This window comes from Pedobacter antarcticus (assembly GCF_900112985.1).
Classification (GTDB): Bacteria; Bacteroidota; Bacteroidia; order Sphingobacteriales; family Sphingobacteriaceae; genus Pedobacter; species Pedobacter antarcticus.
This window is the reverse complement of the sequence record NZ_FONS01000001.1, coordinates 588,537-604,609: the sequence shown is the minus strand read 5'-3', so window position 1 is coordinate 604,609 and position 16,073 is coordinate 588,537. Positions and strand designations below refer to the sequence as shown.

The 16,073-nt window shown below is 38.5% G+C and carries 12 protein-coding genes; 10 read left to right on the top strand and 2 right to left on the bottom strand.

All coding sequences use genetic code 11. The features are described from left to right. Positions 1-20: 20 nt before the first annotated feature. On the bottom strand, positions 21-863 hold the full coding sequence (locus BM192_RS02525; RefSeq protein WP_037444805.1) for a hypothetical protein: 843 nt from the start codon (positions 861-863) through the stop codon (positions 21-23). A 372-nt stretch (positions 864-1,235) separates the two neighbouring features. Further along, complete coding sequence (locus BM192_RS02520; protein ID WP_081857579.1) at positions 1,236-4,439, bottom strand: TonB-dependent receptor; 3,204 nt, start codon at positions 4,437-4,439, stop codon at positions 1,236-1,238. Between the two features lie 554 nt (positions 4,440-4,993). On the opposite strand from BM192_RS02520, the gene BM192_RS02515 reads away from it, so the two are divergent. From BM192_RS02515 to BM192_RS02470, 10 genes are all read left to right on the top strand, one after another. Continuing rightward, the gene (locus BM192_RS02515) at positions 4,994-5,176 is read left to right on the top strand and encodes a hypothetical protein (RefSeq protein WP_037445124.1); all 183 of its coding nucleotides are present in this window, start codon (positions 4,994-4,996) and stop codon (positions 5,174-5,176) included. Between the two features lie 30 nt (positions 5,177-5,206). Continuing rightward, a complete protein-coding gene (locus tag BM192_RS02510; protein WP_037444800.1) occupies positions 5,207-6,910 on the top strand; it encodes a fimbrillin family protein in 1,704 nt (567 codons plus the stop codon). Positions 6,911-7,124: 214 nt separating this feature from the next. Beyond that, entirely contained in the window at positions 7,125-8,513 is a 1,389-nt protein-coding gene (locus BM192_RS02505; RefSeq protein WP_157282960.1) for a S41 family peptidase, read from the top strand. Positions 8,514-8,559: 46 nt separating this feature from the next. Continuing rightward, positions 8,560-9,486 carry a DUF5106 domain-containing protein gene (locus tag BM192_RS02500; RefSeq protein WP_051760291.1) on the top strand — a complete coding sequence of 309 codons (927 nt, stop codon included), beginning with the start codon at positions 8,560-8,562 and terminating at the stop codon, positions 9,484-9,486. A 54-nt stretch (positions 9,487-9,540) separates the two neighbouring features. Continuing rightward, positions 9,541-10,701 carry an MraY family glycosyltransferase gene (locus BM192_RS02495; RefSeq protein ID WP_037444798.1) on the top strand — a complete coding sequence of 387 codons (1,161 nt, stop codon included), beginning with the start codon at positions 9,541-9,543 and terminating at the stop codon, positions 10,699-10,701. Positions 10,702-10,722: 21 nt separating this feature from the next. Further along, the gene (locus BM192_RS02490; RefSeq protein ID WP_037444796.1) at positions 10,723-11,682 is read left to right on the top strand and encodes an NAD-dependent epimerase/dehydratase family protein; all 960 of its coding nucleotides are present in this window, start codon (positions 10,723-10,725) and stop codon (positions 11,680-11,682) included. Between the two features lie 4 nt (positions 11,683-11,686). Then, the gene (locus tag BM192_RS02485; protein ID WP_037444794.1) at positions 11,687-13,216 is read left to right on the top strand and encodes a lipopolysaccharide biosynthesis protein; all 1,530 of its coding nucleotides are present in this window, start codon (positions 11,687-11,689) and stop codon (positions 13,214-13,216) included. Positions 13,217-13,223: 7 nt separating this feature from the next. Then, positions 13,224-14,105, top strand: a complete 882-nt coding sequence (locus tag BM192_RS02480; RefSeq protein ID WP_051760290.1) for a polysaccharide pyruvyl transferase family protein — start codon at positions 13,224-13,226, stop codon at positions 14,103-14,105. Positions 14,106-14,126: 21 nt separating this feature from the next. Continuing rightward, positions 14,127-15,050: a glycosyltransferase family 2 protein gene (locus tag BM192_RS02475; protein WP_051760289.1), complete on the top strand. Its 924-nt coding sequence runs from the start codon at positions 14,127-14,129 to the stop codon at positions 15,048-15,050. 78 nt (positions 15,051-15,128) lie between these two features. After that, positions 15,129-16,073, top strand: a complete 945-nt coding sequence (locus BM192_RS02470; protein WP_088776011.1) for a glycosyltransferase family 8 protein — start codon at positions 15,129-15,131, stop codon at positions 16,071-16,073.

The window sequence follows — 16,073 nt, the reverse complement described above, 5'->3', positions numbered from 1 at the left end:
GTAGGACTGTAAATGAATCCCTATTTCACATTTACAGTTACATAAGCCTTGTTGCCAGCTTTGTCTTGTAATGGAATAGTAAATATGCCTTTAGACTCATTTTCCGATGTGGCTATATTTAAAATGTCGTATTTTTTGTCCTTGTCGCCTTTTGCTATCATAGTGAGTTTCTTGAAAATAGGAGATGATTGTTCTCCAACTATTTTCCACTCACCAGCTCCCTGCTTGATGATGACAGAGATGATTTGATCATTTATCGCTGTTATTTCAAGGGTTCTACCGTAGAAATCATAAGCAGTAGTCACATAGACTTCAAACTTCGCTTTAGCACCTCTTTTATCTACTATTTTATAATAAGAATTTCCTGGCTTTAATGCATTAACTTTCAGTTCGTCATTTTCAACGACTATTACCTCGGCAGAGGTGCCTTTTATTTTTTCAATAGTGTATCCTCCCTCTCCAAAGTTGATATCCTTCATTGTATATGAAGTTCCATTATCAATGAATATCCCATATGCTGATGGGGTGAGAGATTTTGCAGACGAATTGATTACAACCGATGCACTTTGACTGTCTTTATCTGTGACTGTGATGCTCGCTGTATTTTTGAGCAGATTTACTTTTACCTTATTTCCTTCGACTGTCGCTCTGGCATCCTCATCGTCGGATACACTTACGGTATAGCCTCCATTCCCGTCCAGAATTTCAAATTCGAAATCTATATTACTGGTGTAAATATGTCCCGGTTTAATTGAAAGGGAAAGTTCCTTTATTACCGCTTCGGGTTCTGCAATTAAATCATCTTGTGAACTACAGCCGGCAAAGACACTAGTTATAAGTAACAGGATTAAAACTTTTTTCATACAGTCTGATCAGTAAATATATTTTGGATAATACAATATAGAATTAAGAGTTGTGGTTCTTCCAACTGAAACTGTATTTATCGTGTTACTTTTAATCTTAAACGAATAATAAGTCTTTTGAATAAATGAAACATTTGAACTGTATCCCCTGGTCTGTTTGTTGTAGTTTCAGGAAACTATTTTTCTAACATGAACGAACAATGAAGGAACTTTGAATTGATTGTGGACTACACAAGCACATAACTGATCGTTAACTAAAGGTTAATTGTGTGTTTTTGTTAACATAGAATTAGAAATTGCCAAATAAATTTCGATAAAAAAAGGGGGATCCGTCCAGATCCCCCTTAAGTATATTAAGCACCAACCCAAAGGTTAAAACCCGTATCTCAAACCAATTTGAAATTGATAAGGATTACCTGAAGGATTAACAATACCAGCATTGTTTACTCTGTAATTGAATGACTTAGTTGTTGCATCGTAATTTGGAACTGCGGGCACTGCTGGAGAAGTAGCTGTTGCTGGCTTCTCAGCGCTACCATTTAAAGCATATAGTGCCTGGGTGCCTAAAGATTCATTTACGCCCCATTTTTTGTTCAGTAAGTTTGCAAAGTTGAAGATATCTCCAGAAACTTCCAGGTTATGGTTTTTGTATAGTTTGAATTTCTTACTGACTCTTAAATCTACAATACCAAAGAAATCATTCACGCCACCATTACGTTGCGCAATTTGTCCCGAATATTTGTTGATATATTCTTTCAAGCTCTGACTTGCATTAGGATTATCTAAGATTGCTTGTAAACCATTGCGGACATTCTGTGGTATAGCAGAATTGTTTTTATCAAAGACGAAAGCCAGGTCATTGGTGGCTACAAAATCACCGTTGTTGTTAGTACCCGATAGCAAGCTATAACGCGTACCGCCAATTCCAGAATAACGTACCCCAACTGTTACACCGTAGAAAGTTGGAAGCGTACCATAGATAACGATCTTTTTTCTGAATTGATTATCAGAATAAGTCATGTTGCTCAAGTTTCTCGGGTCATCTTTTACCGGTAAAGATAAAGTGGCAGAATTTGCTACGTTACCGTTATAAGAGGTATTATCTTTTGCGTCATTCCAAGTATAACTTGCAGATATTTCACCATCTCTGAAATACTTCCACGTTGCGTCTAAAACTACTGCAAACTGATTTACTTTACCCTGACTGTTCAATTCCAGGACACGGCCGAATTTATTGCTGATACGGCCGGTTTTCCAGTCCGGAGAACCGTTGCTTGGCATTTCAGGTACGAAAACGCCGCGGTTATCTTCGTTAGGTAAGGTAAAGTATGGATCGGCAGACATATTCCTGTCGACATACATATAATTGTTGCGCCCTAATGTTGCATAACCTGTAATTCCAACTTTTAAGTTATCGCTAATTAGTCTGCTATATGATAAGTTAGCTTTATATACCACTGGTATTTTTGCATCTGCGGCATAAGTATTGATCGTTGGTAATTGTAAAGCTGTTAACGTAGGAGCAGAAACCGAACCATCTCTGTATCCCGGGAAATTAGGTGTAGGAACGTCTTTATTAAATACATCTACAGTGGCAAGATGTTTACCGTCAAAAGTTAAGTTGTTAATCGTTACATAGTTGTTTACATCTGAGCCAAAAATTCCTGCCCCAAAGCGAAGAAAATCAGTTCTGTTCTCATTAATATCCCAGTTGAACTGAATTCTTGGCTGAATTAAAAACTGCTTCAATTCATGATCAGTTCTAACACCCAGCTCGCTAAATAAGGTTTCGTTTAACGGTGATTTTGGATAAGAGCTATAATCAAGGCGTAAACCTCCAACGAAGTCAAGGCCTCTCGCTAATTTCGTTTGCATCTGACCGTAAAGTGCTGTATTCCAGATTCCGGCTTTAACTGTTGGGTCTGCAACTAAAGGTACTTCACGATAAAATCTGTTTGGAACCAGGTTTCTAAAGTTATCCAGGGAAGAGCCGGCAGTTGTGTTGGTATATTCAAACCTTCCGTTTACCTCACTACCATAAAGTGATTTGGCATTAGTATACATTACATCTACACCAAATGTGTATTTGACTTTATCTGTGTTATAATAGAAGTTATCGACTAACTGGAAAACGTTATTGGTAAAACCTTCCTGACCAAAACGGTGTCCGCCTATTTGAATTGCTGTATTTGCTGCCGTACCATCCGATAATGTTGACTGAACGTTTCCGACTACTGCTCTTGGAATAGCGTATTTAAGCTCGTCATTTTGCGTACTTGCCTGGAATGTATATAGATGCTGTACTTTCAGCTCATTGGTTATTTTGCTGCTAATGGTGGAGCGTAATGTCGCCAGTAAGCTATTATCAACGTTTTTATCATTTCCATAACTTTCGTAGAAGTTGATCGCAGTGTTATCTCCTAATCCTAATGGATTTCTGTCATTCGTATAATTATCGCGAATGGTTAAGAGGTTTCTGTCGTTGATCTGCCAGTCTAAACGGGCAAATGCAGCATCAGAACCACGTTTCTTATCGAAGGTGCCATATTGTGGGGTATTTGCGACACCATATTTATTTCTCGCGATCGATAAAAAGTCTGTTAAAGTAGCATTGGTAATTCTAAATCTTGCTTCATCGGCAGGACCATTGATGTCGGCAATAATTAATGGACGTGAATCTTTCTGATGATCCAAACCAATGAAGTAATGGAGCTTATCTTTAATGATCGGTCCACCTAAAGTAAATCCATACTGATAAGTAGAGAAATCATTTTGACGTCTGATACCTCTAATATCATAAGGGCTGGATAACCAGTCTGCTCTTCCGTACATGAATGCACTTCCGGTAACAGTATTTGTACCGGATTTAGTTACCGCAGTAACTGTACCGCCACCAGCTCTTCCTAATGTCACATCATATTGGTTTGTAACTACTTTGAATTCGCGCACAGCCTCTATAGAGATAGAGTAGGGGGCACCACTACGACTGGTTGTACTACCTGAAGATGTAGGGTTTTTAGCACTCATACCATCAATAGTATAGTTAGTGGATGAGCCTAGTTGCCCAGAAATACCGCCGCCGCGGCTTAAAGGAGACAAATCCATCAGATTTGAGAAGTTTCGGCCGTTAACAGGGAGCTGATTCATAGTTCTCGCTGAGATCTCAGTTGATGCGCCGAAATTCTGGACTTTATTTTTCAAACCAGATGCGACAACCTGCACTGCTTCCAAATCCTGAGATGCTTCCTGCATTGAAATATTAACTCTTACGACGTCACCCAGGTTCAAGTTATAACCGTTTCTGGTCTGTTCGCCGTAACCCATAAAATTGGCTTTTACTGAGTATGGTCCACCTAAAGGGAGTTCTTTAAAAGTGTATTCACCTTGCGCATTAGTAGATGTTCTGGTCGTGAAACCAGTGGAATTGTTTTTAACCTGGACAGAAGCACCTGGAACGGGCTTCTTTTGTTCATCAGTTATGATACCTAAAATAGATGCTTGTGTAGTTTGTGCATGTAGGGAATTTTTTACACAAAAACACAGCAATAATACCGCTAATAGTAGATTTCTTACCATAATTAGTTTGTTTTTTTTTGCTACAAAGATGTTGCTGCAGTATTAAGTGAAGTTTGATTTTAGATTAATAAATGGTTGTGAAATTCTCCTTTTCAGGACCTAATGTTAAGATAAAAAATGAGTTAAGACTGCCGATATAGTAAGAAGTGTCCGGTCAGTTCAGGTAGGAATTTAACTCCGTTAAAATGTGAATTTTTTATCCTCCATGTAAATCTAAGTGTTTCTTGTTATGGTTTGTATACCAGTGTTTTATGTGTTTTTTTCTTTGTGCAGGCTATTTGATGTAACATCAAAATGTGTCTTTCTCGCTGGACCGAACTTCTGGCAATTGGTTAAATTTGTAGGTAAATAATATTTCTTATGAAAAGAACCTGGCGAATATTCTTTGCCATTGCTGCAATATTTAACATGTAGCCTGCCATTGACCAAATGGTATTTCAGAACTAAATATTCATCAGGATATGCAGAACATGCTCTTTGTGATTTGCAACACAAATAAGAACATCGTAAGAGCGGGGAGAAATGAGGAAAAAAATAAACATAAACATATACCAATGAAAAAGGAAAAAAAGATCAAATACGAAGCACCTGCTTTAGAAGTAGTGTTCGTAGAGCTGGAGCAGGGAATAGCTGCTGCTTCTGTAACGGTTTCCGGAGGAAATTCGGGTGCTCCATATCAACCTCAGGTTGACGATTGGGGAGATGGTGGCGGAACTACCTTTAATGGAGACCTATAATAAAGATCACGAACTTTTTAATGAAAAAATATGAAATTACTATACAAAAATTCTATCCCTAAAATAGCGGTAGCTGTTTTATTTGTATTTGCCGCGCAGCTTTTCCAGAGTTGCTCGAAAAATAAGGCTGAAGATGAAGTGCCAGGAGAGACCAGACTAGACGGTAAAATCTCGGTGAAGGTTCTTGGTATCGACGATGATGAAGGCGTTACTCTAATTAATCCAAAAGCTAATGTTGGAAACAAATCAGTAGCCAGAGAGACTGGCACTACACCGAGAAAAATCATTACATATCCTGGGTTTGATGCCGTTGTTTCTGTAGAGCGCGACGTGTTAAAACAACCGAATATAGCTATTGGAAATGTACCGAAGGGAATATCAACTACGAGCGATTTACTAGCTGTCTCTGCTATGGCGACAGATGTTAAATACCGTCTTTTATTATATAAAACAGATGGAACGTTCGTAAGCTCCACACCATTGGTATCGGGAACTGCCGGTGCAGTGGATGTTGCTAAAGGAACTTCATATAATTGGTATGCAATTTCATATAATAGTACAGATGCCGTGCCAGATGTAGATCCGGCAGCCCCAACTCTTGCTCTGCCTGGAGGCAAAGATGTGTTATATGCAAGTGGAACAATCGCCATTCCTGCAAACGGACCGGATGGTAATAGTCCATTGGGCATAACTTTTAAGCATAGCCTTGCCCGTATTGCAGTGGAACTGAATACCATGGGAATGTTTGCAGATATAAATACAGCTGCGGTTAGTGTATCCGGGATAGTTTTAAAGACAGCTACGATCAATCTTAAAACTGGTGCGCTATCTGATTTAGTGGATTATACACAGGTTGTTAATTATGCTAGTTTTTCAGATGTGCTGGCCCCATATCATGATGCGAAAGTAGCCTATATATACACCGCGGATGCAGCTACTCCAGCTGCGCTTACAGTTACGTTAACGAATTTGGCGCTTGACATAGATAATTCAACAATAAGATCTTTTGCTACTTTATTAGGTGCAACTCCGTCGGTTTTTACATTTAATGTGACGCCTCAATTAGGCCGCAGTTACAGGGCCTTAGTTAATTTGGTTGAATCACCGTTGACAGTTGCAGGCGTAAGATGGGCGAGGGCCAATTTGTATAACCCTGGTGGGCACAACCCTTACCGTTTTCATCATACTTATGCGAGTACAAATCGACGAGACAGCTACTTTTCTTTTAAAGGGATTGTTTCCGCCGATTATGGTACAAATGGCGATCCTTGTACACTGGTTTATCCGGCTGGAATATGGCGTCAGGCCAGTGAACCTGATTTTAGGTTGTTAGTAGGTGGCTTATTGGGACCTCCCGCTCAGCCGTTTACAACCGGAACTGTCGGAGCTCTCCGTTTTCTTGAATATACAGCGACAGGAACTGCCGCACCTTATCCAAGTAACAGACTGCATTTTAACTATAATGGAGAAGGTGTTGGACTTTCTTTGGTAGAAGGCATTATTCAACTGAATTTTAACGATACTTATGGAAACAGCGCGCAAATATGGACAAGTACTGCCGGTCTGGACTTACTTGGATTAGCTGGTGTAGGAGCCTGGGATTATTCGGCAAATACAGGTATTCTGGGTACTAGTGCAGCCCTTGGGGTTTCCCTTCTGAACGTATCTGCTATTGGTCTGGATGTTATCAAGACGAATTTCAAGAACGTTCGCTGCGTACGTGCAGCCATCTAATTATAAGCTGTCCATCTAGGGTAATTAAATGATAATGAAAGCGGTTTGATGCTGCATCAAACCGCTTTTTCACACCCAAATTGGGGTTCAGCAATGAGACAAGATCGATTTTATGTTTTACTGGAAAATCATAAGCGTGATGAGGGGCCTGGGTTATAAGTTTTTTTTAGTAAATGGATTCTTTCTGCTGTTTTTTATATCCTGTAAAAAAGAAATGTTACCTATTTCCGAGGGCACTGAAAGGGCGGCCGACCAGCAGTTGAAAGACAGTATTTTCCATTATTATAAGCTTTATTCCTTATGGAGTGATAATATAATGTCAGAAGATAAAGCTCTGTTTTCATTTACAGATTCGTATGCGTCACCCGTTGATCTACTTACTGCCTTAAAAAGGACAACCCCATTTCACGCAGGTTATAATGCGAGTATCGATCGGTTTTCTTATCTGGAAGACATAAGTAAGATTGGAAGTTCACCTGATGACATAGAAGTGAACCGGGGTTTTGGTCTTTTTGTATCATTAGGAGCAGTGAACGAAAACTTTGCTTACCCGATAATATATTATGCAGAAGGGGGCTCTTCGGCGGCTCAATCTGGTATCAGACGGTCGGATGTGATTTTGGGAATAGATGACGATCAGGATTTCAGTGTTCCGGTTTCCTGTGAGTCAGGGAGCTGTAAGTTTACGGACGAGAAGATTCGCCAGGCAGTTGTGAATAAGTTGCTGGCAGCCATGCAACAGAGCAGCATGCGAATCAAAGTTCGTCACACTGATGGCAATGAGTCCACTAAATCGATCTCATCAACACCATATGAAGTTAATCCAATAATCAAAAATAAGGTGTTCTTATATCCTGCTAAAGCTATTGGTTACCTGGCGCTTTCGTCTTTTGAAGCCGTACCCGAGGGAAAAGCCAACCGAAGCCGGTTAAATCAGGTGTTTGACGATTTTGAGCAAAACCAGATCAGGGACCTCATTTTTGATTTGCGTTACAACACAGGAGGACATGTTAGCACTGTAGAATATATGGCTAACAAAATAATTGGTGCTACAGCTGACAGGGCTTTAATGTATAAATACATACTAAATACATACCTCTCACAACCTAATAATTTACCTGGGGAGTCTTTTGACGATGTGAATTTTCAACGCCGTAATAATCTGAATCTGAGTACTGTCTATTTTTTAGTAACAGACGTTACAGCTTCTGCCTCGGAATTACTGATCAATGTTCTTCGTCCTTATATGAATGTAGTAATCATAGCAGAACATAATGGTACATATGGCAAACCTGTTGGTTTTTTCAGACAGGAAATTATGGGAAAGAAAGGGCTTTGGGTGGCATCTTTTAAATTGACTAATGCACGGAATCAGACAGATTACTGGGATGGTATCGGTGGAGATCAGCGGAATGTGAGAGACTATATCTTTCGGGATTTTGGAGATGCAGAAGAGGATATGCTATCTGCAGCGCTCAATCATTCACTGGGTAAAGCAGGCTCGTCTGCCCGGGCATCAGCAAGATCAGACAGGGGGCAAGCAGTAAAAATGACCAGGATAGAAAATGTGAATATCGTTAGTCAGGGTTATATGCGGAGGTAAGAATCCTCGGATAATAAATATGATAATATTAGATAGATAGTTAAATATGAATAAGGTGCTTTTTTTTAGATCTGTTGTATTGTCTTGCATTATTTTAAATGTATTGTTTAGCTGTGCCAGGAAAAATGAGAAATTACCCGATTCTGCTAAAGTAGATACCGGCACTAAACTCTCTGTAGAGACCTCTCCTGAACGTCTGTTCTTTCATTATTGGGATAATTTTGATTTTAAGGATACCATCGCCTTAAGAGATCCCGCTATAGGTGAACAGCTCCTGGTCGATTTCATTGCCAGTCTCCCTAAATTTCCGGATACGATCAGCTCAAGGGCAATAAAACATATGCTTTCAAAAGCAAAGCCATTTCCTACCAGTTTTGAATTTTTCAAAAAGCAGTATGAACACTATTTGCACGATCCGAATTCGCCGGTACGCAATGATTTATATTATAAACCTGTCTTGGAATTTCTATTGGACTCATGTAAGCTCGGTGAGGCCGATAAATATATCTACAATGCACAACTGGCACTGGTCAAAAAAAATAACGTGGGTTCAGCAGCAGTGGATTTTGAATTTCAGATCCCTACAGGTGGAAAAAGGAAGATCTCTTCTGTCCATGCACCTTTTGTCCTCTTATTCTTTTATGAGCCTGGTTGTCCGCATTGTGAAACAGCAATTGCGGAACTCCAAACTAGCACGAGATTCCGCCAGCTTGTCGACAAAGGAATACTGAATGTATTAGCAATATATGCACTCGGTGATCATAACGTCTGGAAGGCATATCAATCGCATATTCCGGCAACCTGGACGAATGGATTCGATAGTGGTAAACAGGTGCTCGCTAAAGGTTTATATGACATTCGAGCCTCGCCTACAATTTACCTGCTGGACATAAACAAGAAAGTTCTTTTGAAAGACACAGACCTGTCAAACGTAGCCCTATTCTTAAACGCCCAGTCTACCCTTAATATATAATTAATAGTAACGAATACTTGAGTGTGGTTTATGTTTCACTTAATGAATTAAAAGATGACGACCGTAAAAATTTTAATTATCCTGATCCCTTTTCTATTAGCATTTTACCTTGGAAGGTCTATTATCCGTTTCATTTATCTTGTAAGCTACAAGAAGAGACTTTTTGACCCGGTTAATAATCGAAAAACACATGAGCATATCATACCCAGATTGGGTGGTGTGGCATTTGCACCAATCCAATGTTGTTTGATGACATTAGCAGTTGTAATCTTTCATAAGTACAACTTTTTAAATGACCTGCATTTAAATACTGGTGAAATATTACCAATGTTCCTGTTACTTACAACTGGTCTTGTAATCTTGTTTATTGTCGGGCTTGCAGATGATCTGATAGGTGTTAGTTATAAGTTTAAATTTTTTGCGCAGTTGGTTGCTGCAATGCTTTTACCACTTTCCGGTCTGTGGATAAATGATATCTACGGTGTGTTTTTTATCGATTTTATACCTGCCTGGGTAGGTATGCCACTGACGGTTTTCGCGGTAATGCTCATTATCAATGGCATCAATCTTATTGATGGAATTGATGGTTTATGTTCCGGACTGATAATGGTCAGCAGCTTGATTCTTGGTATTTTGTTCGCTGCAGAAGGTGCATGGTTACACGCTATTTTCGCTTTTATTACAACTGGCCTGTTAATTCCTTTTTTTTACTTTAATGTATTTGGTGCATCAAAACGGAAACGTCGCATATTCATGGGGGATACCGGCAGTTTAACCCTTGGCTATTCAATCGCTTTTTTAGCAGTTAGTTTTTCTATGAATAATCAGGATATCAAACCATTCTTTGATGGTGCTATTGTGTCAGCATTTACAACCTTGATTGTTCCTGTCTTAGATGTAGCCAGAGTAATGTGGGTACGATTTAGAAACGGAAAGTCAGTTTTTGAGCCTGACCGGAACCATATTCATCATAAATTTTTGGACCTCGGCATTTCCCATCGTACTGCCATGATCTATATCATATTGCTCGCGCTATTTTTTAGTGTCTTTAATATTGTCAGCGTACAATATATCAGTAATAACATTGTACTGGCTTTAGATATTGTCCTTTGGGGTCTATTTCATTTTGTATTTCACCGGATTGAGGCGGGGAGAAGAGCCGATACTGCAATTTCATTAAGTAAGAACGCACAAATCAGCTATAGCGAAGTATAAATTTTATTTAGAATTGAAGATATGAAAGTTGCCATCATTGGAGGGTCAGGTTTTGTCGGAACCCGACTAATAGAGACCCTGAAACAAAATCAAGGATTTGAATTTCTTAATATAGACAAACAGCAAAGCAGCAGTTTTTCAGCTATTACCCACATTGCAGATGTGCTAAGAAAAGACACGTTAGTCACTTTATTAAAAGGTGTGGACGTAGTTGTGTTATTAGCGGCAGAGCATCGTGACGACGTTACACCTGCTTCTTTATATTATGACGTAAATGTTCAGGGGATGAAAAATACCCTGGAAGCAATGGCCCAAAACGAAGTAAGACGTATCGTATTTACCAGCACCGTAGCAGTGTATGGATTAAATAAAGTCAATCCGGATGAACTTACTCCGGCCAACCCATTTAATGCTTATGGAAAAAGCAAATGGCAGGCGGAACAAGTTCTGCAGCAATGGTACGACTCGCATCCCGACTGGAATATTAATATTATCCGTCCGACGGTGATTTTTGGGGAAGGTAACCGGGGGAATGTATACAATCTACTGAACCAAATTGCTTCTGGTAAATTTTTGATGATCGGAAAAGGTAATAACGAGAAATCAATGTCTTATATTGGTAATATAGTTGCTTTTATGGAATTTCTGATCCGCGAACGAAAAACAGGGTATGAGGTATACAATTACGTAGACAAACGTGATTTTACCACCAATGACCTCGTTCACCATACGGGAGAAGTATTGGGTAAGAAAATCCCAACTATACACATTCCCTATACATTAGGGATATTGGGCGGATACGGATTTGATATCCTGGCTTGGATACTTCGTAAAAAATTAACTATAAGTTCAGTGAGAGTAAAAAAATTCTGCGCAGTGACCCAGTTTGATTCGAAGAAAGCTATGACAACCGGATTTGTACCTCCTTACTCTATCGAAGAAGGATTGAAAAGAACGCTGCGAGCTGAGTTCGGTAAATAAATATATGTCAGATACAACGAATAGCAAGCGAATTGCTAAAAATACCCTAGTGCTTTATATACAGATGTTTGTCAGCATGCTCATTGGGTTGTATATCTCCCGCGTTGTGCTGAACGTATTGGGAGTAGAGGACTTCGGTTTATACAACGTTATTGGAGGTGTAGTGGCCATGTTTGGCGTGCTAAATTCGGCAATGGCATCATCAACCAGTCGCTTTATAACATTTGAGTTGGGGCGGGGAAATAATGACAGGCTGAAATCGGTTTTTAGTGTAAGCTTGCTTATTCATCTTTTGATTGCACTTTTAATTTGTGTTTTAGCAGAAACTGTAGGATTATGGTTTTTGAAAACGCGTATGCAGATTCCACCATTACGTATGCAGGCCGCGGTATGGGTATTTCATTTCTCTATAATCAGTGCATTTATTTCTATTATTAATGTGCCATATAGCGCAGTGATTATTGCACACGAAAAAATGGGTGTGTTTGCTTACTTCTCTATACTGGATATGGTCTTGAAACTAGTTGTTGTTTTCTTACTCCAGTCGGTTGATTTTGATAAATTAAAAATCTATGCAATGATGTTGGTTATTGCACAGGTTATCATGCAAATTATTTATTGGGGTTATTGTTTCCGTAAATTCGACGAGGCGAGAGGTGGAATTAAATGGAACAAGCCTTTATTTAAAGAGATGGCTTCTTTTGCCGGTTGGAGTATGTTTGGTGATTCAGCGTTTTTATTATTCACTCAAGGTATAAATATATTGCTCAATATATTTTTTGGAGCGACAGTCAACGCTGCGCGTGGAATAGCAGTTCAGGTCCAAGGGGTAATATCACGTTTTATCAGTGGCTTCCAAACTGCGCTGAACCCACAGATTACAAAAAGTTACGCCGCAAATGACCTAACTTATATGCATAAGTTGATTTATGTAAGTTCAAAATATTCGTTTTTTTTACTGCTGCTGTTATCTCTGCCCGTTTTTTTGGATATAGAGAACTTACTTATTTGGTGGCTCAAAATTGTCCCGGAGCATACTGTTAATTTCGTTCGTGTCATGCTGCTCATTTCACTGGTTGACAGCTTAGCCAATCCACTGGTTTTTGCAGCTAAGGCGACCGGAAGAATTAAGGTTTATCAATCTATCTTAGGGAGTTTGCTTCTCTTGGTTGTACCTCTGGGTTATGTAGCCTTGAAATTTGGATTACCTCCGGAGTCAGTTTTTATTGTACACCTGGTTATTGTAATAATTGGGCAGATTGTGCGGGTATGGTTAATCCGTAATATGATTGAGCTTCCATTGAAAGAGTATTTGGTGCAGGTTGTTTATAAGTGTTTTATTGTTTTGCTTATTTCACCAATTGTTCCATTTATTCTTTACCATTTGCTCGACGAATCTATCTACCGTTTTATTGTAATAGTTTTTACTTCTTGTATTTCAATCTTGACTATCGGATATGTTTTAGCTCTAGATAAATCGGAAAAGCTTTTTTTAATAGATTCAGTGAAATTAATTGCAAAAAAATATAAATAGTGTTTGAATGTTAAAGAGAAAAATAAATCTGATATATTGGGATAGCGATAATTTCGGTGATGCCTTGAGTCCGTTATTAATACAGGAGCTGTCTGGAATCCAAACACAGCATAAACTCTCACCTCTATCCAGATATAATGTCAGAGTACTTTTTAAAAGATTAAGTAAGTATGAGCTTTATCGATTAAAATCTATCATATTTCCCTGGCAGAAAACGTTGCTTTGTGTGGGCTCAATTATGAGCTGGGGAAAAAGAAAATCAGATATATGGGGTTCCGGTTTTATGAATAAATGCGATTCTTTCAAGGGAGGGAAGACATTCGCTGTTCGTGGAAAATTGACTGACCGGAAATTAATTGAAGAAGGATTTAACGGTTGTAGTGTATATGGTGACCCTGCACTTCTGCTACCCTTGTGGATTGAACCCAAACACGAAAAACACTATAAATTAGGCATCGTTCCACACTGGCACGAAGTAGATTATTTTCTGGAAAATTATAAAGATAAGTACCATATCATAGATTTACGTACCCGTGATATCGAAAAAGTAGTGAAGGAGATAATGGCTTGCGAATATGTTTTATCGACATCATTACATGGAGTGATTGTCGCTCATGCTTACAATATACCCTCACTATGGATAAAAAAAGGATATATTGATACTGATGGCTTCAAATTTAACGATTATTTTAGTTCAGTAGATATACCGTTTTACGATGGGTTATCAAATATTGAAGAGATCCTCGATAGTGAGGACAACTGGAAGTCTTACTTTGAAGAGCATAAAAGTAAGATGCTTATCAATAATTTGCTTTCTGAAATTCAATCCGGCTTGCTGAAGTCTGCTCCATTCCCTTTAAAAGCGAAGTATAAAAAAATGATTCTATAATTTTTCAATATCAATCAGAATATGCATCTAGTTTCATTTGTTTTACCAGCTTATAAAGCAAAATTCCTCAGTCAGGCTATCGATAGTATTCTGAATCAATCGTACGCTAATTTCGAGTTAATTATTGTGGATGATGCGTCTCCGGAAAATCTGGAGAAAATAGTTGATTCTTATCAGGATGCACGTATTAAATATTACCGTAATGAACAGAATATTGGGGGGGTAAGTTTGGTTAAACAATGGAACTTTAGCATTCAATATGCCAAAGGAGAATATGTAATATTGGCTGCCGATGATGATATTTATCATACACATTTTTTAGAAAGATGTTTGGCCCTCGCTGATAAGTATCCGGATATAGAATTAATCAGGTCCGGAGTAGAACAGATCGACGAGCAGAACAGGCTAATTGGAATTGATGGTGTTTTACCAGAGCGCTGTAGTAAATATCAATTCCTTTACTATTGGGTTAAGGGTACTGCGTTTACCTGTATCGGTAATTATATGTTTAAAACTTCTGCTTTACTCCAAAAGAAGTTCATTGATTTTCCTTTTGCATTTTGTTCGGATGTTGCGTCCACTATTATGATGGCAGAAAAAGGAGTAGCAAACACGGCAGAAATGTTGTTTCAATTTAGGATATCATCTATTCATCTTTCCAGTAATAAGAATCATCTAAAATCTAAACTTGAAGCAACTACCATGTTCTATAATTGGCTAATGAATTTAGGATATGAAGTACCTGACGATAAGCTTGACGAGTTTTGTTATAAACATACTCAGAGGAATTTGCTTTATATAAAGTGCAGGTATGATTACTACAATCAGGTTATAAAACATTTACCTTTTAGTGATTTTTATTACATCAGAAAGTGTACACTGCTGTCTTTCAGGGATAAAATCGTAATGTTTTTACGGTTTTCAGCCGAGAAGATTATAAAATAATATGTTGTGTCAAACATAGGGACATCAACTATAAAATTGGAATAAAACGGGAAACATATAAGCTTACTAATTAATCATATGAATAAGATTGATACGAAGATTCCATTGGTAATTGCATTTACGCCTAATTATTTCGTGCCGGCATCAGTATGTATCCTATCGGTATTGGAGCATGCTGAATCAAGGGATTATTTTCATATTATTTGTCTGTTAACTGAACCTTTGTCAGATCAGATGCAAAGGAAGTTAGAGCGGCTTGGTGGCGACCGTGTTCAGTATTCATTTATCAATCTTGAAGGTAAATTAACAGGAATTTATGTTGATGAAAAGTATACCATTGCGGCTTCCTATCGATTACTTCTGTCTGATCTTTTGCCGGAGTATGAGAAAGTTATGTATATAGATTGCGATATCGTTGTTCGGAATAATTTAGCAAAGTTATTCAGAGAAACCAATCTGGGAGATAATTATCTGGCCGGTGTATATGAAGCAACTTTAGATTTTCAACTGTCTCATATGGACTCCATAGGTTGTAAGCCAGGGTTTTATATCAACTCAGGATTTCTGATTATGAATTTGGAACTGTTGAGAGCAGATAATATGACCGTTAAATTTATCGCTGCTTCCAATTCGGACCATCTGGAGTTTCCCGATCAGGATGTGCTGAACCAACTATGCCAGGGACGTATTATAGGATTGCCTCCATTTTATAATAGCATTCGTACATTTTTTCTACCTCAGTATAAATCGGCTTTTCTAAGGTACTATACAGAGGCGGATTGGAATGCCGTACAGGAGCACGGAACTATACACTATACAGGAAGCAAGCCCTGGGATGTTTTTACTGTGAAATTTGAGCACTGGTGGCGTTTTTATAAGACGCTGCCTTTGGAAATAAGACAAGAAGGCGTAGTTAATGGAAAAATATACCAGCTTTTCAAAGTTTACGATACTTTTATGGGCAGATGGTTAATTAACACCGCTCAGGTATTGTATCGGACATTAAAGTATAAGCAAAACTAA

Excerpts from the sequence above, each read along its gene's own strand:
- BM192_RS02485 (WP_037444794.1), top strand. The coding sequence starts at position 11,687 with ATGTCAGATACAACGAATAGCAAGCGAATTGCTAAAAATACCCTAGTG.
- BM192_RS02525 (WP_037444805.1), bottom strand. The coding sequence starts at position 863 with ATGAAAAAAGTTTTAATCCTGTTACTTATAACTAGTGTCTTTGCCGGC.
- BM192_RS02470 (WP_088776011.1), top strand. The coding sequence starts at position 15,129 with ATGAATAAGATTGATACGAAGATTCCATTGGTAATTGCATTTACGCCT.
- BM192_RS02500 (WP_051760291.1), top strand. The coding sequence starts at position 8,560 with ATGAATAAGGTGCTTTTTTTTAGATCTGTTGTATTGTCTTGCATTATT.
- BM192_RS02520 (WP_081857579.1), bottom strand. The coding sequence starts at position 4,439 with ATGGTAAGAAATCTACTATTAGCGGTATTATTGCTGTGTTTTTGTGTA.
- BM192_RS02515 (WP_037445124.1), top strand. The coding sequence starts at position 4,994 with ATGAAAAAGGAAAAAAAGATCAAATACGAAGCACCTGCTTTAGAAGTA.
- BM192_RS02475 (WP_051760289.1), top strand. The coding sequence starts at position 14,127 with ATGCATCTAGTTTCATTTGTTTTACCAGCTTATAAAGCAAAATTCCTC.
- BM192_RS02505 (WP_157282960.1), top strand. The coding sequence starts at position 7,125 with ATGTTACCTATTTCCGAGGGCACTGAAAGGGCGGCCGACCAGCAGTTG.
- BM192_RS02490 (WP_037444796.1), top strand. The coding sequence starts at position 10,723 with ATGAAAGTTGCCATCATTGGAGGGTCAGGTTTTGTCGGAACCCGACTA.
- BM192_RS02495 (WP_037444798.1), top strand. The coding sequence starts at position 9,541 with ATGACGACCGTAAAAATTTTAATTATCCTGATCCCTTTTCTATTAGCA.
- BM192_RS02480 (WP_051760290.1), top strand. The coding sequence starts at position 13,224 with ATGTTAAAGAGAAAAATAAATCTGATATATTGGGATAGCGATAATTTC.
- BM192_RS02510 (WP_037444800.1), top strand. The coding sequence starts at position 5,207 with ATGAAATTACTATACAAAAATTCTATCCCTAAAATAGCGGTAGCTGTT.